A 19011-nucleotide genomic window follows, 5' to 3' on the forward strand; every position below is an offset into this window, starting at 1 on the left:
TTCACCCGCGCTGTGCGGCCTGCTCGTCGAGTTGGCGCTGCACCTCACGCCGCTTGTTGGCAAGCGAGGCGATGATAACGCCGATCGCCACAACGGCGATCAGGATGGTGCAGGCGGCATTGATCTCCGGTGTCACGCCAAGGCGAACCTGGCTGTAGATCTTCATCGGCAGCGTCGTGGCGCCCGGCCCGGAGGTGAAGCTGGCGATGACCAGATCGTCGAGCGAAAGCGTAAAAGCCAGCATCCAGCCGGAGACGATTGCCGGCATGATCACCGGCAGCGTGATCTGGAAGAAGGTCTTCACCGGCGTCGCGCCAAGATCCATCGCCGCTTCTTCCAGCGAGCGGTCGAAGGTGATCAGGCGCGACTGCACGACGACGGCGACGAAGCACATGGTCAGCGTGATGTGGGCCAGCGTGACGGTCAGGAAGCCACGGTCGAGACCGACGGCAACGAAGAGCAGCAGCAGCGACAGGCCGGTGATGACTTCCGGCATGACCAGCGGCGCAAAGACCATGCCGGAGAAAAGCACCCTGCCCTTGAAGCGTGTGTAACGGGTCAAGGCGAGTGCCGCCAGCGTGCCGAGTACCGTCGCCACAGTGGCCGAGATCAGGCCAACGCGTGCCGTCACCCAGGTCGCGTCCATGAGGCCCTGGTTGTGGAACAGCGAGACGTACCATTTGGTCGAGAAGCCGCCCCAGACAGTGACCAGTTTCGACTCGTTGAAAGAGAAGACGATGAGCAGCACGATCGGCAGATAGAGAAAGGCAAAGCCAAGCACGATCGAGGTGATGTTGAAGCGGCTCCAGGTGGCGTTCATGAGGTCACCTGTCCATTTCCTGAGCGCGCGCCTGAGCCCGCTGGAAGAGCATGATCGGCACGATCAGCAGCAACAGCAGGATGACGGCGACGGCCGACGATACCGGCCAGTCGCGATTGGCGAAGAACTCGTTCCACAGCGTCTTGCCGATCATCAGCGTCTGCGACCCGCCGAGCAGATCGGGAATGACGAATTCGCCGACGGCCGGAATGAACACCAGCAGGCAGCCGGCGATGACGCCGGGCAGCGACAGCGGGAAGGTGATCTTCCAGAAAGCGCTGGTCGGCGGACAGCCGAGATCCTTTGCCGCCTCGATCAGCGAATAATCCATCTTCTCGAGAGCGGAATAGAGCGGCAGCACCATGAACGGCAGGTAGGAATAGACGATGCCGATGAAGATCGCCGTATAGGTGTTGAGGATGATCAGCGGCTGGTGGATGACGCCGGTGGCGAGCAGCAGCTGATTGAGCAGTCCCTCGGGCTTGAGAATGCCGATCCAGGCGTAGACGCGGATCAGGAACGAGGTCCAGAACGGCAGGATCACCAGCATCAGCAAGGTCGGGCGGATCGTCGCCGGCGCGCGCGCCATGCCGTAGGCGATCGGATAGCCGACGAGCAATGTCAGGACCGTCGAGATCGCGGCGATGATGACGCTGGTCACATAGGCGTTGAAGTAGAGCGCGTCCTGAGTCAGCCAGGTGTAGTTGTCGAGGCTGAGTTGTTTCAGCTGAGCCAGAAACCCGGAAATGCCGCCGCTGAAATCGAGTGCCGGCGTATAGGGCGGAATGGCGATCGCCGTCTGCGACAGCGAAATCTTGAAGACGATGACGAACGGAATGAGGAAGAAGAACAGCAGCCAGACATAAGGGATGATGATGACCAGGCGGCCAACGAAGGCAGCGCCCAGCCTGGCGAGGGCGGTTTTGCCGGCATTGGTTGCCGGAGAAGCTGATGTGGTGGTGACGGCGGCGCTCGACATGGTCGCCCCCTACCGCGTCAGCACGACGCCGGCGTCGGGCCGGAAGGAAACCCAGGCGCGGTCGTTCCAGCTCAGCGGATCCTCGGTGATGCGGGCCGCATTCATGGTGCTCGCGCGCACCACCTGACCGTCGTCCAGCCTGACGTGATAGACGGTCATGTCGCCGAGATAGGCGATGTCGTAGACCTCGCCCTCGATGGCGTTGACGGCCTCGGCCGGCTTCTTCGACGACACCTTGATCTTTTCCGGCCTGATGGCGAAGGTGACAGCCGTCCCGGCACTGGCAGCGCCGGCATTGTCGGTGCGGATGGTGATGCCATTGCCGGCGTCGATGCTGGCGCTACCGGCATCGCCACGCGCGATCTTGCCCTCGAACATGTTCACGTTGCCGACGAAACCGGCGACGAAGCGCGACCCCGGCGCCTCGTAGACTTCGGCCGGCGTTGCCACCTGCATCACCTCGCCCTTGTCGATGATGGCGATGCGATCGGCCATGGTCATCGCCTCCTCCTGGTCATGGGTGACGACGACGAAAGTCAGGCCGAGGTTCTGCTGCAGGTCCATCAGTTCGAACTGCGTTTCCTCACGCAGCTTCTTGTCCAATGCGCCGAGCGGCTCGTCGAGCAGCAGCACCTTCGGCCGCTTGGCGACCGAGCGGGCGAGCGCGACGCGCTGGCGCTGGCCACCGGACAGTTGGTGCGGCTTGCGCTTGGCGAACTGCTCGAGCTTGACCAGCTTCAGCATCTCGGCAACGCGCGACGCGATTTCGGGCTTCGGCATGCCGTCCTGCTTGAGGCCGAAAGCAATGTTGTTCTCAACCGTCATATGCGGGAACAGCGCATAGGACTGGAACATCATGTTGACCGGCCGGCGATAGGGCGGGATGCCGCGAAGATCCTGGCCATCGAGCAGGATACGGCCGGCCGTCGGCTCCTCGAACCCGGCAAGCATCCTGAGCAGCGTCGATTTTCCGCAACCAGAGGCGCCGAGCAGGGCGAAGAACTCGCGCTCGAAGATGGTCAGCGACAGATTGTTGACGGCGGTGAAGTCACCGAACTTCTTGGTGACATTGTCGAACTGGATGTATGGCTTGGCGTTCGGGTCGTTCCACGGCGCAAAATCCCTGCGGATGCTGCCAAGCGATTTCATGTCCCACTCCGTCCTGATTCTTGCTTCTTGCCAAAGAAAGAATGGTCCCGGCAGGTGGCTGCCGGGACCATGTCGGATTTGCTTACTGGCCAGTGACGATCTTGGTCCAAGTGCGCGTTATGACGCGCTGGGTCTTGGGATCGTATGGCGAGACGGTGTAGAGATTCTTTATCGTCTCGGCGTCGGGATAAACCGACGGGTCATCCAACAGTGCCTTGTCGACGAACTGCTGCGAAGCCTTGTTGCCGTTTGCGTAGAGCACGTAGTTCGACGACTTGGCGATAACTTCCGGCTTCATCATGTAATTGATGAACTCGAGCGCCTCGGCGACATGCGGCGCATCGGCAGGGATCGCCATCTGGTCGAACCACATCTGCGCGCCCTCCTTCGGCACGGAATAGCCAATCTCGACGCCTTGCTTGGCCTCGACCGCGCGGTTGCGGGCCTGGAACACGTCACCCGACCAGCCGACCGCCAGGCAGATGTCGCCATTGGCGAGCGCGTTGATGTATTCGGAGGAGTGGAATTTTCGGATGTAGGGCCGGACCTTGAGCAAAGTCTCCTCGGCCTTTGCGATATCATCAGGCGACGTGCTGTTCGGATCGAGGTTGAGATATTTCAACGCCGCCGGAATGATGTCTGCGGGCGAGTCCAGCACGTAGACGCCGCAGTCCTTCAATTTGGCAAGGCTGTCGGGATTGAAGAAGACATCCCAGCTGTCGATCTTGTCGGTGCCGAGTGCCGCCTGCACCTTCTTGATGTTGTAGCCGATACCAACCGTACCCCACATGTAGTTGACCGAGTATTCGTTGCCGGGGTCGTATTTGGCGGTTCGCTCGGTGACGGTGTCCCACATGTTGGAAATGTTGGGCAGTTTCGACTTGTCGAGCTTCTGGAACACCCCGGCCTGGATCTGGCGTGCAAGGAAATTGCCGCTCGGCACGACAACGTCATAGCCGCTGCCGCCGGCAAGCAGCTTGGTTTCCAGGATTTCGTTGGAATCGAACGTGTCATAGACGACCTTGATGCCGGTTTGCTTGGTGAAATCGTCAATAATCGAACTGTCGATATAATCCGACCAGTTGAAGACATTGACGACGCGATCCTCGGCATGACCGCCGACAGTGAAAAGCGTCAGAAATACCGAAGTCGCCGAAAGCCAGAGCGCTTTGCGGATCATACTATTCTCCTTTGGTGAGTGTTCCTTCGCCGGCTCGTCGCGGTTCCAGCGCGGCCGGGCATTTGTTTCAGGCTATTGAGCTTTCCAAAAGGCGACAAGCGTGAACTACCGGCGCTATGCAGGCAGTTCGATGAGCGGCAGGCGTTGCATCGTCGCTGGGACTCGTGTGGCGTGCAGATGCCTACATAGGCTTTCGCCGTGGCGCGGGCAGAGATACGACGATATGGTCCGGTCTCGATCTGACCGGCTGGGAGACTTGGCAAGATAGGCCTGTCTTGTTGTTGCCGTATTCCCAGCCTGCCCGCGCGGCAGCGACGTTGTCAATGGCAAAGCTGCAGGCCGCCTCAATTAGGCGACGGCACCCCGGTGACCCCCGCACGCTCGGGCCGTGTCTGGCGCTTGAATTCGAGCCCGATATGAACGAGCAGCGCCGTGACCACCACCGCACCACCAATGATGGTGCGCCCGGACGGCACCTCCGAATGGATGAGCCAGACCCATATCGGGCCGAGGATCGGCTCGAACGTGCCGAGCAGTGCTGCTATTGCCGCCGGGATCAGCCGCGCGCCGGTGGCGAAGAAGGCGAGGCCGAGGCCCAGATTGACCACGCCGAAGACGAAGAGAAAGCCCATGTCACTGGTCGACACAGTGAATGTCGATGCCTGCGAGGCGGCAAAGCCTGCCGCAAGCATGGTGCCGAGACAGGTCGCCGGCGTCATGCGCACGCTGGAAAACCGCCGGGTGATGACGGTGGCGATCGAGAACATGACCGCGATCAACAGCGCCAGCCCGTCGCCTATCGGCGAGACGGCGCCATCAAGCGATTCCGACACCATGATGGCGACGCCGGCAATGACGGCGGCGATCGCCAGCCAGGTCGCGACACCAACCCTTTCACGAAACAACGCCCAGGCAAACAGCGCCGCCAGCAGCGGCACGCCGGCTTGCATCAACAGGATGTTGGCGACGGTGGTGTAGGCAAGTGCCACGACGAACGCGGTCGATGCGGTGGCGAAGCAGACCCCGACGGCAAGGCCGGGCAGACCCATGTCGCGGAACATTTTCAACATGCCGCGCCAGCCGTCGCGCCAGACCATGAAGCCGATCAGGAAGGCCGCTGCCCAGACGGAGCGCCAGAAAATAACCGTCCAGCTGTCGCCGGTGGTGATGAAGCGGGCGATGGTGCCGCCGAAACTCCACATCAGCGCCGACAGGAAGACCAAAAGCATGCCGACACGCTCCTCGCGCGGCGAGACGGCTGGCGATGCGACGATCGGCGATGCGGTATCGATCATGGCTTCCACTGTCAGCGTTTTCGGCGCTGCACGATGCGCACTGGGCGACAGAAACGTGCCGTTTTCGCCTAATACATCGGCAACGGCTGGGCGTGATCCAGCTTCACGTTTCCCTTTGGCGCACTGGTCAGACGCCTAGACCAAATTCGCCCTGCCAGCGTTGTCTGATCATCCCTACCTAGGAGGAAGCCTTCCTGTTGCCCCGAATAAGCCGCCAAAGGCCGGCCAACGGAACCAGCAGAATCAGTCCGAATTTCTTCAAGGCGATGAGCGCCACCGCCAGAAGACCAGCCTTTGCCGCCAATTTCCCGGCGATGAGGCCGCCAATCCCAACCGCGGCGACGGTGTCGGTGCCGGGCAGGAAATCCGTGTATCTCTTGCCCGCGCTGAAGCCCGCCAGGCCAAGCACTTCATCCAGGCTCTGCTTTATCTCCGGCAACTGCTCCACATTGGCGATGTAACTCATCACGAAGACGCCCTCCCTGCCAAGGAAACGGACATCGTAGTTGAGCGTGTGGACGGCGTCGTTTCCGAACTGGAGTTCCTTGGCCCAATGCAGACGCTTGTTGACGGCATCATAGACTGGCGGCGAAGCCCAGCCGATCAACGTGATGGGCGGAAAACCGTCCTTCACCCGTTGATCGTTGCCCGACAAAGTATCGGCTTTCATGCTGCTCAACAGTTCGCTGTAATTGATGGAGGCAGCGTCACCGTCATCGACATAACCGATCTTTTCCCAGCGCAGCTCTATGCCCCAATTGTTGTCGGCGATGGGATCATAATTGCTCGGGAAGATCATGCCGATCGCGTCGGAACCGGCGTCGGGTGGGTTACCCCAAGCCTCGGTCAGGACCGAGACGGCGTCCTTCTTATTCAGAAAGTAGAACTTGCCCTTGAGATCGAGGTGAATGCCTTCGGCGAGGTCAATCGGTCCGGTCTTTGGATTTATCTTGTCCAGGAATGCCTTGCCGGCATCATTGTACTGTTTGTAGGAGCTGAAGAAATCCGAGGATTTTTCTGCATATGCAGATGAAGCTGAGAGGGCAAATGTCAGCCCAAGCCAAAAAACCGTCCTGCCCATCGCCGCCCCCCAGCCTTGCGCAATTCGTTTTTGATATCCCGTTGTCATTTCCGAATCAATATTTCGATCGACAATACTTTGCGGCGAAGGTCGGCAGCTTCTTCCGCAAAGCCGGATGACCTTCCTTGCAGGCTCGCGCCGCTACTGGAAATCGAAGGCGCTCAAGCCCGTCACCATCTCGTCGAGGCCGAGCGGACGCGTCACCGGCGGCTCGGCGCGCGCCAGACAGCCGACGCGCTCGCAAAGCCGGCAGGCGGGCCCGACCGGCGTCGCCGCGACACTGCCGGCCTTTGCGGTGACTGCCACACCAGGCAGTGCCGCGCCATAGACGATGTCGTCGCGAAAGCCGATGTCGCAGCCAAGCAGCAGCGCGGTGCGGCGCGGGCGTTCCGAGAACGCCCCTTGCGGTCCTTCCAGCGTGCGGGCGATGCACAGGAACTCGGCGCCGTCGGGCATTTCCACCGCCTCGACGAAGATCTGGCCGGGCTGGGTGAAGGCGACATGCACCGGCAGCTTGGGGCAGGCGCCGCCAAAGCGGCTTTGCGGAAAGCCCTGGCTGCCGACCTTGCGAAAGCGGTTGCCGGCATTGTCGACCTCCAGCATGAAGAACGGCACGCCTGAGGCACCCTGCCGCTGCAGCATGGTCAGCCGGTTTGCGGCCTGTTCGAAGGAGACACCGAAGCGCGAACGAAGGACATCGATGTCGTAGCGGGCGCGCACGGCAGCCGCATGAAAGGCCTGGTAGGGCATCATCAGCGCATGCGCCGCATAGCGGCCGAGTTCGAAGCGGGCGAGCCGGCGGGCCTCGTCGGTGGTCAGCTTGAGCGCCTGGATCTCGCCGGCGACCGCGACTGTCATCCGGATCAGACAGGCCTCCATCGCGACTTCGCGCAACTGGTCGAACGGCGACAGCCGCTCGGACAGGAACAGGCGCTGCGAGTGGCGGTCATAACGGCGACGCCAGTTCGGCATGGTGGCGACCGGCAGCACCTTGACCACGATGCCGTATTCGCGCTTCAGCCAGGCCTTCAGCGCTCCGAACAAATCATCGCCGGGATCAAGCAGCGACGTGAACGCCGCGGCCTCTTCCTCGATGGCTGCGAAATGGTTCGGCCGGCGCTCGAAGATCTCGTGCACCTCGTCGATCGGCAGGCGGGCGCCGGAAAGTGCTGTGGCCCGGCCTTCGCGCGCCAGAAGCTCATTGAGGTCTGACAGGCGCTCGGCCTGTTCGCGATAGGCGCGGAACAGTTTTATCACCGCCGCCGACGCATTGGGTGCCGCCTCGGCAAGCTCGATCAGTTCCTGATCACCGGGTAACTCGCCGACCAGCAGAGGATCGGTGAACACCTCCCTCAAGGCGGCGACAGACCCCCTTGCCTCGCCTTGCAGTTCGTGCGGATCGACCTTGTAGACGGACGCCAGCTTGAGGATCAGCTGCACCGTCAGCGGTCGCTGGTTGCGCTCGATCAGATTGAGGTAGGATGGCGAGATACCGAGGCCCTCGGCCATCGCCGTCTGGGTCAGGCCCTTGGCGTTGCGGATGCGGCGGATGCGCGGCCCGGCAAATATCTTCTGGTCAGCCATCGACTGTCCTTGACAGGAATTTACACAAGTGTCGCGGCAACCTCACTGCGTTGCCTTTTACAATCATGACAAATTTACAGCGCTCGCCTGTCAAACGCAACACAGGTTTTCTTTTATCTTTCGTCGATTTCCTTGATTTTTCTGGCCTGTTTCGCGCCGCAATGTAAATTCAGTCATATTCCGGCGCACAGATGATTGATGCCCGGACACGGGTGCAGCAATCCTTCGGAGTGATCAATGACTGATTTTTACAACCTCGTCCCATCGGCGCCAGAAGGTCGCTTCGACGGAATCGAACGGCCCTATTCCGCGGAAGATGTGAAGCGGCTGCGTGGCTCGGTGCAGATCCGCCAGAGCCTTGCCGAAATGGGCGCCAACCGGCTGTGGAAGCTCATCCACGAGGAGGACTTCGTCAACGCACTCGGCGCCATGTCCGGCAACCAGGCGATGCAGCAGGTGCGCGCCGGACTGAAGGCGATCTACCTGTCGGGCTGGCAGGTTGCCGCCGACGCCAACACGGCTGGCGCGATGTATCCGGACCAGTCGCTCTATCCGGCCAATGCGGCGCCCGAACTGGTCAAGCGCATCAACCGCACGCTGCAGCGCGCCGACCAGATCGAGACCTCCGAAGGCGGACTTTCGGTCGAGACCTGGTTCGCGCCGATCGTCGCCGACGCGGAAGCCGGCTTCGGCGGACCGCTCAACGCCTTCGAGATCATGAAGGCATTCATCGAGGCGGGTGCCGCAGGCGTCCACTACGAGGATCAGTTGGCATCGGAAAAGAAGTGCGGCCATCTCGGCGGCAAGGTGCTGATCCCGACCGCGGCGCACATCCGCAACCTCAACGCCGCACGCCTGGCGGCGGACGTGATGGGCACGCCGACCCTGGTCGTCGCGCGCACCGACGCGGAAGCCGCCAAGCTGCTCACCTCCGACATCGACGAACGCGACCAGCCTTTCGTCGACTACGGCGCCGGGCGCACAGTGGAAGGCTTCTACAACGTCAGGAACGGCATCGAGCCCTGCATTGCCCGCGCCATCGCCTATGCGCCTTACGCGGATCTGATCTGGTGCGAGACCTCGAAGCCCGATCTGGCGCAGGCCAGGAAATTCGCCGAGGGCGTGCGCAAACATCACCCCGACAAGCTGCTCGCCTACAATTGCTCGCCATCGTTCAACTGGAAGAAGAACCTCGACGACGCGACGATCGCCCGGTTCCAGAAGGAGCTCGGCGCCATGGGCTACAAGTTCCAGTTCATCACGCTCGCCGGCTTCCACCAGCTCAACTACGGCATGTTCGAACTGGCCCGCGGCTACAAGGCAAGGCAGATGGCGGCCTATTCCGAGCTGCAGGAAGCGGAGTTCGCGGCGGAGGCCAATGGCTACACCGCGACCAAGCACCAGCGCGAGGTCGGCACCGGCTATTTCGACGCCGTGTCGATGGCGATCACCGGCGGCCAGTCATCAACCACCGCCATGCATGAATCGACCGAGCACGCGCAGTTCAAACCGGCCGCGGAATAAAGACCACAGAAATACAGAGGAAACGCCCAACAGGGCTTGGGACACAAGGAGAAGACCAATGGCATCGATAAGCCGTGTCAAGGAACGCGCCGAGGAACAGTCCACGACGATGAGCGTCGACCAGCAAGCGACGATCCGCATGCTGGCCAACGATCTGCACCGCCTCAACCAGTCGGTGATGAAGGCGGTCGAGGCAGGCGTCTCGGTGGAACTCGTGCGCTCGGCACGCCATCACGGCGGCGACGGCAACTGGGGCGATCTGCTGATCCCGGTGATCGTCACGCAGCAGGGCCACGGCTAATCGCAATCCGTGCAACCGCCCCTTCACCTGCGCGGCTTCTGCGCAGGTGAATTCTCTTTTTATGAAATGCCGGTGTGGACAGTTCAGTACAGTAGCGTTGCTTGAAATTCACTGCTCGGAGTATGAATTCGGGGTCTTTTATTTCAACTTGACATGGACCACGATCTCACGCCAATTGCGCCCCAGATTCAACTCTGCATTGAAATGGGGGCGAGCTTCTTGGTCGACTTGTGTGCCCAGTGAATCGTGAAGGCGAGACTCCAAGACATCTGAATGGGGTGACCCGCGACGCAAACATGGAGGCGATCCGTGATCCGTCGCAAGTGCTTGTCGTCTGCAAATCGCCAATCAATCGCGTGGTGATTTCGAAAATCGTCGAGCGATCCGGGCTCAAGCCAATCTCGGAATCTCCCGACACGGCGGTAAGGACCTTGCGGTCCCTCATTCCCGGTGCGGTTGTCCTTGACGGCGGCGCCGACAACAAGGACTGCGACAATCTTATGTCCAGCATCGGCGCGTTGCGGCGCGCCTCGGGCAAATCGCTGCCACCGGTGATCCTGCTTTCGACCAAAAATGGCACTACTGAAAGCCTGGGCCTGTCTGACATCATCGACGTGGTGGTCGCCAAGCCGATCACGCCCGAACGGCTGCAACCGGTGATCGATCGCTTGGTAGGCCGCTAAAGCATAGGCGGTTCCTGGGATCAGCCTTCGCCCACGATGCTTTCAACCAATTCCGGCAGTTGTCCGAGATCGGATATCTGGCGGAACCTCGATTCGGCCACCGGAGCCTCGACATGCTCGAGCACCCAGGTCAGTTCATGCGGCACATGGACACCCCAACCGCCGGCCTCGATGGCCGGCACCACGTCCGACTTCAGCGAGTTGCCGACCATCATGCCTTTTGCCGGACCATCGCCGTGCCGGCTTAAGATCCTGCCATAGGTGGCGGCGTTCTTGTCGCTGACGATCTCGACCGCGTCGAACAATTCGCCCAGGCCTGACCCGGCCAGCTTGCGCTCCTGGTCGAAGAGATCGCCCTTGGTGATCAGCACAAGGCGGAATGCGCCGGCAAGGTTCTCGACCGTCTCGCGCGCATGCGGCAAGACCTCGATCGGATGGCTCAGCATCTCGCGGCCGGCATCGAGAATCCCCGATATGACCGAGGCCGGCACGCGACCTTGAGTGACCTCGATCGCCGTTTCGATCATCGACAGGGTAAATCCCTTGATGCCGAAGCCATAGACGGCAAGGTTGCGCCTTTCGGCCTCCAGCAATCGCGCCGAGATGTGCTCAACTTCGCCATGATCGGCAAGCATGGCGGCAAAGTGCTTCTCGGTCAGACGGAAGAACTGCTCGTTCTGCCAGAGCGTGTCGTCGGCGTCAAAGCCGATCGTCGTCAGTTTGCCGTCGTGCCGCATGCAATTTCTCGATTAAGACTGGGGTCTCGATTGGGATCGGGATTGCGGAAATTAAGCCGATTGGCGCGATTTTCAATCGTGTCGGCCAATGCCCGACGCGGCTCCCCTTCCCTTCCATGGAGGGGCACGGCTATACTCCACAATCCGCAACCCAATCTGGTGAATGATGCCGCCTGCAAAAAAGGAAGTCCGTCCGTCGAGCCGCGGAGGACGCGCCCGCACGCCTGCCTTCGTGAAAAACCAACGGGGCGTCAAGAACTGGAAGGAAGTCAGCGCCTGGCTGGAGTGGCGCGGCATCGAGGACATCGAGTGCATCACGCCTGATCAGGCCGGTGTCGCGCGCGGCAAGATGATGCCATCGAAGAAGTTCACCTCCAACACCTCGCTGGCACTGCCATCGGCGGTCTTCATGACGACGATTTCCGGTGGCTACCCCGAGGATGGCAACGGCTTCCATTATCCGGAAGACGACGGCGACCTCAAACTGATGCCGGACCTGTCGACGCTGACGGTGGTGCCCTGGGAAGAAGACCCGACGGCCGCGGTCATCTGCGACCTCGTCCACCAGGATGGACGCTCGGTCGAGTTCACGCCGCGCAACGTCTTGAAGCGCGTGGTTGCCGCCTATGACAAGCTCGGCCTGAAGCCGGTGGTGGCGCCCGAGATCGAGTTCTATCTGGTGCGCAAGAACCCCGATCCGGACTATCCGCTGACCCCGCCTGTGGGCCGGTCCGGACGCGCGATCGGCGGCGGCGCCGGCTATTCGATCGCCGGCGTCAACGAATTCGATGAACTGATCGACGACATCTACCATTTCTCCGAAGGCCAGGGCCTGGAGATCGATACGCTGATCCATGAGGAGGGCGCCGGTCAGCTGGAGATCAATCTGCGCCATGGCGATCCGATCGAACTGGCCGATCAGGTGTTCATGTTCAAGCGCACCATTCGCGAGGCAGCGCTGAAGCACGAGATCTATGCCACCTTCATGGCCAAGCCGATCCAGGGGCAGCCTGGCTCGGCCATGCATATCCATCAGTCGATCATCGACAAGAAGACCGGACAGAACATCTTTTCGGCGGCTGACGGCTCGGAAACCGAAAACTTCTTCCATTTCATCGGCGGCATGCAGAAGCATGTGCCGAACGCGCTGGTGATGTTCGCGCCCTATGTCAATTCGTACCGCCGGCTGACCCAGGCGGCGTCGGCGCCGGTCAACAACAAATGGGGCTATGACAACCGCACCACGGCGTTTCGCGTGCCACGCTCGGACCCGGCGGCACGACGCGTCGAAAACCGCATCCCCTCCTCCGACGCCAATCCCTACCTGGCGCTGGCTGCATCGCTTGCCTGCGGGCTGATTGGCATCACCAACAAGATCAAGGCCGAGCCTCCGGTGCTCACCACCGCCAATGCGGACGAGATCGATCTGCCGCGCAGCCTGCTCGAAGCCGTCGACCTGTTCGAAGGCGATCAGGAACTCTGCGCGCTGCTGGGCAAATCCTTCGCCGCGACCTATGCGGCCATCAAGCGGGCAGAATTCGAGACGTTCATGGAAGTGATCAGCCCGTGGGAGCGGGAGTATTTGTTGCTCAATGTTTAGCGAATAGCGAATAGCGAATAGCGAATAGCGAATAGCGAATAGCGAATAGCGAATAGCGAATAGCGAATAGCGAATAGAAATGATGAGACGGGCGACATAGCCTCGATCAACCCTCACTTTTCAATTCTTCCCCATTTTCTATTCGCTATTCGCTATTCGCTACTCGCTATTCGCTTCCCCCTCCAAATCTCCGAGTCTTCACCGCATCATGCCCTACCAATCCCCGATCTCCCCCGGCCGCTCCTGGTACGAAGACACAGCCGGACCGCGGCCTGAATACCCCGTGCTCGATGGCGACCGTACCTGCGACGTCGTCATTGTCGGCGGCGGCTTCACCGGCCTGTCGGCGGCGGCACATCTGGCCAAGGCTGGAGCGGATGTCGTGCTGATCGAGGCGTACCGTTTCGGAGACGGCGCTTCTGGGCGCAATGGTGGTCAACTTGGCACTGGCCAGCGTGCCTGGGTCGAGGACCTGGAAGCCGAATATGGCTTTTCCCGCGCCAAGGCGCTGTTCGATCTCGCCGAAGAGGCGAAGACGCATCTCCTCGAATTCGCCGCTGCCAACCAGATCGATATCGACTACATGCCGGGCCAGCTTTCGGTGGCGCACAAGCCGCGTTATGTCGACGACTACAAGGCGCATGCCGAGATCATGGCGAGCCGTTTTTCCTACCCACATATCTCGTTCATGGATGCCAAGGAGACGGCGGAGCGGCTGGGGTCGACCGCCTACTTTGGCGGGACGCGCGACACCGGCACTGGCCACATCCACCCGATGAAGCTGGTGATCGGTACGGCGCGGGTGGCAGCGCTTGCAGGCGCGCAGCTGTTCGACGAGACGCCCTCGACGGGCATCATTTCCAGTGGCGGCAAGGTCAAGATCTCGACACCGAGAGGCACGCTGACGGCGCAGAAATGCCTGATCGCGGTCAACGCCTATGGCGGCACGCTCGAGCCGGTGAGTGCGGCGCACATCATGCCGATCGGTTCGTTCATCGGCGCGACGGTGCCTCTGGGAGCGGACTCGAACGTGTTGCCGGGCGGCGAGGCGGTCGACGATTCCCGCTTCGTCGTGCGCTATTTCCGCAAGTCGAGGGATGGCCGGCTGCTGTTTGGCGGACGCGAGATCTATGGCGTCAACGATCCGAAGGATATCCACATCCACATCCGCCGCCAGATCGCGGAACTCTACCCGGCATTGGGGGATGTCGAGATCACGCATGGCTGGGGCGGCTATGTCGGCATCACGGTGCCGAGAAAGCCGTTCGTGCGCGAAGTGATGCCCAATGTCATCTCGGCCGGCGGCTATTCCGGCCACGGCGTCATGCTGTCGAACTTCTTCGGCAAGCTCTATGCCGAAACCGTCGCCGGCAACCGCGACCGGCTGAAGCTAATCGAGGATCTAAAAATCCCGCCGTTCCCTGGCGGTCGGCGCTTCCGCACGCCGCTGCTGTTTCTGGCGCTCAACTGGTTTGCTTTGCGCGACAGGATCTAGAGCCTGCTCCGTCCCGACGGTAAAAGGATCGGTTCCATCTGCTGGTTTGCATGATTTTGGCGAAAGCCTGATGCCACTTTCGGGATCATGCTCCGGGCTGGACAGGATCGCTCTGAATTCCTGTAATATTGCTGTAATATTTGTTGCCGTAGCGGCACATTGCGGAATCCCCATCAAAGGTGCAGAATCGGCTGGGAAGGCGTAGTGATGCCACAATCGCCGGCAAAAGATGCCGGCTGTGGGCGACTGATGGGGAATTCTGCGGGTTTGCCCGCTTTGGTTTCTTGGGACCGATGCAGATCTTTAGCCAGGTTCTTGGCTTTCGATCTAAAGAACATTGGCCCACTTATGGAGGTGGCAAAAGTGAAAGAGCCCTTCAGTTTCGGTACGCCGGAACGTCGGCGCTTTGCCATGCAGTTCGGATACGACATGCGGCCGTCCTTCTGGCAGGGAGTCCGTTCGAACTCGCATCTGGTGATCGCCGCAATCGGCACTGCCGCGTTGCTTGGCGTCGCTGCCGTGGCGCTATGGCTGGCATTGCCGGCCGGCGACAGGCAAGCGGCGGCGAGTTCCGAGCAGACAATTCCAGCGATTCCGGTGAAGACGACGAAAATAGCCCCGGTGGGGGCCGCGGTCGCCGCGGCAGCCGTGCCGCAGATGCGCAAGTCCGACACGGTTTCACCGACCGTGGCGGCTGCGGAAGCCAACGTACAAGCGCTCGCGGCCAATGATCCGCGCTGGACCGGTTCGCAGCCGAAGGCTGCATCCGCTTCCGACGCGCCTGCTCCCAGCCAGGCGGCGAACCAGGCTGAACAGGCGCCGGACAAGCCGGTGGCGGCGTTCGCGCAGCCGGCAGCCGATACCGATGCCAGCACTGAATTAGCCAAGGTTGCCGCGCCCCCCGCGGCGGCGGGCAGCCATCCCGATGGCGCACAAACCGCCGCCATCCCCGCGGTGCAGCCGCCAGTGCCGGCGCAACAGCCAACGACTGGAGGCGACGACAGCAAGGCCAAGGCGAAGCCCAGGAAGGTCGCGGCCGCCGGAACGGGGCGTATCCTGAGGGCGGTGACCATGCGGAGCGGCCCGAAGAAAAATGCCGCCGCCATCGCCACGGTGCCGGCCAGAACCTCGGTGCAGGTGATGAGCTGTAAGCAATGGTGCCAGATCACCTACAACGGCAAGACCGGCTGGATTTACAAGAGTTACATCAAGACCGGCGCCTGACGCCACCGCGATCTGCCGCCAAGCATGCTGCCAATTTCAGGCATTTTGACTTGCATGATCCGTTCCGAAAATCGGTACCGATTTTCGGAGTCATGTGTTGGCACTTTCAGATACAGCGGCCGCCGTCGACCTCCAGCGCCACACCGGTGATGAAGGCGGCTTCGTCGGAGGCCAGCCAGAGTGCGGCGTTGGCGATGTCGAGCGGCGTCGAAAGCCGGCCGAGCGGGATCGATGCGCGGAACTTCTCGCGGATTTCGGGTGTGTCGGCGCCCATGAATTTCTCCAGCATGCCGGTCTCGCCGGCAACCGGGCAGAGGCAGTTGACGCGGATGTTCTTCGGTGCCAGTTCCACCGCCATCGACTTGGTGGCGGTGATCGCCCAGCCTTTCGACGCATTGTACCAGGTGAGGCCGGGCCGCGGCCGCAGACCCGCCGTGGAGGCCGTGGTCAGGATGACGCCGCCGCCTTGCCGCTCCATGATCGGCACCACGGCAAGTGCCGCGTGATAGATCGCCTTCATGTTGACTGATGTGATCAGGTCGAAGGTTTCCTCGTCGACGTTGAGCATATCGCCGTTGCGATGGGTGTAGCCGGCATTGTTGACCATGATGTCGATGCGGCCGAAGGCGCTCTTCGCGGCATAGACCATCTCGTCGAATTCGGAGCGCAGCGAAACATCTGTCTGGGTCCAGATCGCCGCTTCACCGATCTCGCCTGCGACGCGCTCCGCGCCCTTGGCATTGAGATCGGCGACAACGACCCTGGCGCCCTCCTGCGCAAAGCGCCTGGCGATGCCTTCGCCAAAACCCGACGCAGCACCGGTGATGACGGCAACCTTGTTTTCCAGACGCATGATTTTCCCGCTCATGATTGGTGACGATCGACCGGCACGCCAATGGCGTGCGTCCGCGCCAAGCCACGGCTTCTGACCGGGTTGGTCGAAAGATGTGCGGCCATCGCCGATTTCTCCTTTGGCTTTCGCCCCGATCCCGCTCTATGCTGCAACTGCGAAGGCTTCCGGAGCCGCGCCTGTCGACAAGCCTCCGGGGTACCGGACTGTCAAGAGGCACGCGCCACACTCAGATGTGACACCATGGCACTGGAAAATTTAAATCGATTAGATTATATCAGCCGCGTATTTGTGACCGGCGTCAGAGCGGACAGACCATGACCAGCCAGATCATCCCCGTCGACCCTTTCGACTTCATCATTTTCGGCGGCACCGGCGATCTGTCGGAACGCAAGCTTCTGCCGTCGCTCTACTATCGCCAGCGCGACCATCAGTTCTCCGAGCCGACGCGCATCATCGGCACGTCGCGCTCGAAAATGAGCGATGAGGAATTCCAGGCCTTCGCTAGCCAAGCGATCTCCGAGCACGTCAAATCGGCCGATATCGACGCCAAGGAGCTGAAGACCTTTCTGGCGCGGCTATCCTATGTTTCGGCCGATGCAACGACCGGCGCCGGCTTCGACAAATTGAAAAAGGCGATCGGCGACAGCGACCGCATCCGCGCCTTCTACCTGGCGGTGGCGCCGGCGCTGTTCGGCGATATCTCGCACAAGCTGAAAGAACACAATCTGATCACGCCGAACTCCCGCATCGTGCTGGAGAAGCCGATCGGCCGCGACCTTGCCTCGGCGCGAGCGCTCAATGATCTGGTCGGCGACGATTTCCACGAAAGCCAGATCTTCCGCATCGACCACTATCTCGGCAAGGAGACGGTGCAGAACCTGATGGCGCTGCGCTTTGCCAACGCGCTCTACGAACCGCTGTGGAACTCCGCCCATATCGACCACGTGCAGATCACCGTGGCCGAGACCGTGGGGCTGGAAGACCGCGTCACCTATTACGACAAGGCCGGCGCGCTGCGCGACATGGTGCAGAACCACATACTGCAGCTGCTGTGCCTCGTCGCCATGGAAGCGCCGTCATCGATGGATGCCGACGCGGTGCGCGACGAGAAGCTGAAGGTGCTGCGGGCGCTGAAGCGCATCAACGGCAACGAGGCGCCGAAGCACACCGTGCGTGGCCAGTACCGCGCGGGCGCCTCGGCCAGCGGAGCTGTAAAGGGCTATGTCGAGGAGCTTTCCCACGACAGCAACACCGAGACCTTCGTCGCCATCAAGGCCGAGATCGGTACCTGGCGCTGGGCGGGCGTTCCGTTCTACCTCAGGACCGGCAAGCGGCTGGCAACCCGGGTTTCGGAAATCGTCATCGAATTCAAGCCGATCCCGCACTCGATCTTCGGCGACAGCGCCGGGCCGATCTTCGCCAACCAGCTGGTCATCCGGCTGCAGCCCGACGAAGGCGTCAAGCAGTTCATCATGATCAAGGATCCGGGTCCGGGCGGCATGCGGCTGCGCCAGATCTCGCTCGACATGAGCTTCGCGCAATCCTTCGATGGCCGCGCGCCGGACGCCTACGAGCGGCTGATCATGGATGTCATCCGTGGCAACCAGACCCTGTTCATGCGCCGTGACGAAGTCGAGGCGGCGTGGAAATGGATCGACCCGATCCAGAACGCATGGGAAAGCGCCAGACAGGAGGCGCAGGGCTATACGGCAGGCACCTGGGGACCCTCGGCCTCCATTGCGCTGATCGAACGTGACGGGCGGACATGGCACGAGAGCAATTGAACGGCACCGCCTATAGCTGGAACGGCTTCGCCGGGCGCCAGGAGCTGGCGGCCGCCCTCGCCGGTCATGTCGCCGACCGCCTGACCAGGGCAATCGCCGAGCGCGGCATAGGGCTGCTCGCCGTCTCCGGCGGCACCACGCCGGCAAAATTCTTCGCCGCCCTATCGGCGATACCCATCGCCTGGGACAAGGTGATCGTGACGCTGGTCGACGAGCGCTTCGTGCCGGCCTCCTCGCCGCGTTCCAACGCCGGGCTGGTGGCGGCCAATCTCTTGCAGAACGCGGCCAAGGCGGCCCGTTTCGTGCCGCTCTATCACGAAGCCACCAGCATCGAGGATGCGGCTTCATCCGACAATGCGGCGCTGCGGTCGCTGCCCTGGCCGCTCGATGTCGTCGTGCTCGGCATGGGGCCGGACGGCCATACCGCCTCGTTCTTTCCCGATGCCGATGACCTGGCAACACTGCTCGATCCGTCCTCCGACAGGATCGTGCTGCCGGTTCATGCGTTGAGTGCGGGAGAGCCGCGGCTGACGCTTTCGCTGGCGCGCATTGTCGATGCCGGCTTCATCGCGCTGCACATCGAAGGCGAGGACAAGCGCACCGCCTTCGACGGCGCGGTGGCATCTGGACCGCGAAAGCCAATCCGCGCCGTGCTCGATGCCGCACAGAAGCCCGTAGAGGTTTTCTGGGCGCCCTGATTTGAAATGTACTGAGGGTCCCGG

General features: G+C 61.6%; 17 protein-coding genes. 8 read left to right on the forward strand and 9 right to left on the reverse strand.

Going from position 1 to position 19011, the window contains the following annotated elements; translation table 11 throughout:
• Position 1: 1 nt before the first annotated feature.
• The 7 genes from NKI73_RS11625 to NKI73_RS11655 all read right to left on the reverse strand — a co-directional run bounded on the left by NKI73_RS11625 (position 2) and on the right by NKI73_RS11655 (position 8088).
• The gene (locus NKI73_RS11625; protein WP_352629624.1) at positions 2 to 820 is read right to left on the reverse strand and encodes an ABC transporter permease; all 819 of its coding nucleotides are present in this window, start codon (positions 818 to 820) and stop codon (positions 2 to 4) included.
• A 4-nt stretch (positions 821 to 824) separates the two neighbouring features.
• Positions 825 to 1799, reverse strand: coding sequence for an ABC transporter permease subunit (locus NKI73_RS11630; protein ID WP_352629626.1), 975 nt, complete (start codon positions 1797 to 1799; stop codon positions 825 to 827).
• 9 nt (positions 1800 to 1808) lie between these two features.
• Positions 1809 to 2948: an ABC transporter ATP-binding protein gene (locus NKI73_RS11635; protein ID WP_352629628.1), complete on the reverse strand. Its 1140-nt coding sequence runs from the start codon at positions 2946 to 2948 to the stop codon at positions 1809 to 1811.
• A gap of 82 nt (positions 2949 to 3030) precedes the next feature.
• Complete coding sequence (locus NKI73_RS11640) at positions 3031 to 4128, reverse strand: polyamine ABC transporter substrate-binding protein (RefSeq protein WP_352629630.1); 1098 nt, start codon at positions 4126 to 4128, stop codon at positions 3031 to 3033.
• Between the two features lie 344 nt (positions 4129 to 4472).
• Complete coding sequence (locus NKI73_RS11645; RefSeq protein WP_352629632.1) at positions 4473 to 5423, reverse strand: DMT family transporter; 951 nt, start codon at positions 5421 to 5423, stop codon at positions 4473 to 4475.
• Positions 5424 to 5601: 178 nt separating this feature from the next.
• On the reverse strand, positions 5602 to 6552 hold the full coding sequence (locus NKI73_RS11650; protein WP_352629634.1) for a DUF2167 domain-containing protein: 951 nt from the start codon (positions 6550 to 6552) through the stop codon (positions 5602 to 5604).
• 93 nt (positions 6553 to 6645) lie between these two features.
• The gene (locus NKI73_RS11655) at positions 6646 to 8088 is read right to left on the reverse strand and encodes a helix-turn-helix domain-containing protein (protein ID WP_352629635.1); all 1443 of its coding nucleotides are present in this window, start codon (positions 8086 to 8088) and stop codon (positions 6646 to 6648) included.
• 237 nt (positions 8089 to 8325) lie between these two features.
• Here NKI73_RS11655 and aceA point away from each other — a divergent pair, with 237 nt between their 5' ends.
• From aceA to NKI73_RS11670, 3 genes are all read left to right on the forward strand, one after another.
• Positions 8326 to 9612, forward strand: a complete 1287-nt coding sequence (aceA, locus tag NKI73_RS11660; RefSeq protein WP_352629637.1) for an isocitrate lyase — start codon at positions 8326 to 8328, stop codon at positions 9610 to 9612.
• A gap of 58 nt (positions 9613 to 9670) precedes the next feature.
• A complete protein-coding gene (locus tag NKI73_RS11665; protein ID WP_352629639.1) occupies positions 9671 to 9913 on the forward strand; it encodes an SMc00767 family acetate metabolism repressor in 243 nt (80 codons plus the stop codon).
• Positions 9914 to 10209: 296 nt separating this feature from the next.
• Positions 10210 to 10596, forward strand: a complete 387-nt coding sequence (locus NKI73_RS11670; RefSeq protein WP_502905660.1) for a response regulator — start codon at positions 10210 to 10212, stop codon at positions 10594 to 10596.
• Between the two features lie 20 nt (positions 10597 to 10616).
• Here NKI73_RS11670 and NKI73_RS11675 read toward each other — a convergent pair whose 3' ends face one another.
• On the reverse strand, positions 10617 to 11333 hold the full coding sequence (locus NKI73_RS11675) for an HAD family hydrolase (RefSeq protein ID WP_352629643.1): 717 nt from the start codon (positions 11331 to 11333) through the stop codon (positions 10617 to 10619).
• 163 nt (positions 11334 to 11496) lie between these two features.
• On the opposite strand from NKI73_RS11675, the gene NKI73_RS11680 reads away from it, so the two are divergent.
• The 3 genes from NKI73_RS11680 to NKI73_RS11690 all read left to right on the forward strand — a co-directional run bounded on the left by NKI73_RS11680 (position 11497) and on the right by NKI73_RS11690 (position 15652).
• A complete protein-coding gene (locus NKI73_RS11680; RefSeq protein ID WP_352629645.1) occupies positions 11497 to 12933 on the forward strand; it encodes a glutamine synthetase family protein in 1437 nt (478 codons plus the stop codon).
• 208 nt (positions 12934 to 13141) lie between these two features.
• Positions 13142 to 14428, forward strand: coding sequence for an NAD(P)/FAD-dependent oxidoreductase (locus NKI73_RS11685; protein ID WP_352629647.1), 1287 nt, complete (start codon positions 13142 to 13144; stop codon positions 14426 to 14428).
• 363 nt (positions 14429 to 14791) lie between these two features.
• The gene (locus tag NKI73_RS11690) at positions 14792 to 15652 is read left to right on the forward strand and encodes an SH3 domain-containing protein (protein ID WP_352629649.1); all 861 of its coding nucleotides are present in this window, start codon (positions 14792 to 14794) and stop codon (positions 15650 to 15652) included.
• Positions 15653 to 15758: 106 nt separating this feature from the next.
• On the opposite strand, the gene NKI73_RS11695 is transcribed toward NKI73_RS11690, so the two are convergent.
• Positions 15759 to 16505, reverse strand: a complete 747-nt coding sequence (locus tag NKI73_RS11695) for an SDR family oxidoreductase (RefSeq protein WP_352629651.1) — start codon at positions 16503 to 16505, stop codon at positions 15759 to 15761.
• 314 nt (positions 16506 to 16819) lie between these two features.
• On the opposite strand from NKI73_RS11695, the gene zwf reads away from it, so the two are divergent.
• Both zwf and pgl read left to right on the forward strand, forming a co-directional pair.
• Entirely contained in the window at positions 16820 to 18289 is a 1470-nt protein-coding gene (gene zwf, locus NKI73_RS11700) for a glucose-6-phosphate dehydrogenase (protein ID WP_352629653.1), read from the forward strand.
• Positions 18271 to 18987 (forward strand): 6-phosphogluconolactonase, encoded by a 717-nt coding sequence (pgl, locus tag NKI73_RS11705; RefSeq protein WP_352629654.1) that lies wholly within the window; start codon positions 18271 to 18273, stop codon positions 18985 to 18987. Before zwf ends, pgl begins: the two co-directional genes overlap by 19 nt.
• The last annotated feature ends 24 nt before the right edge of the window (positions 18988 to 19011 follow it).

It is taken from the genome of Mesorhizobium sp. M0496 (assembly GCF_040321205.1).
GTDB lineage: Bacteria > Pseudomonadota > Alphaproteobacteria > Rhizobiales > Rhizobiaceae > Mesorhizobium.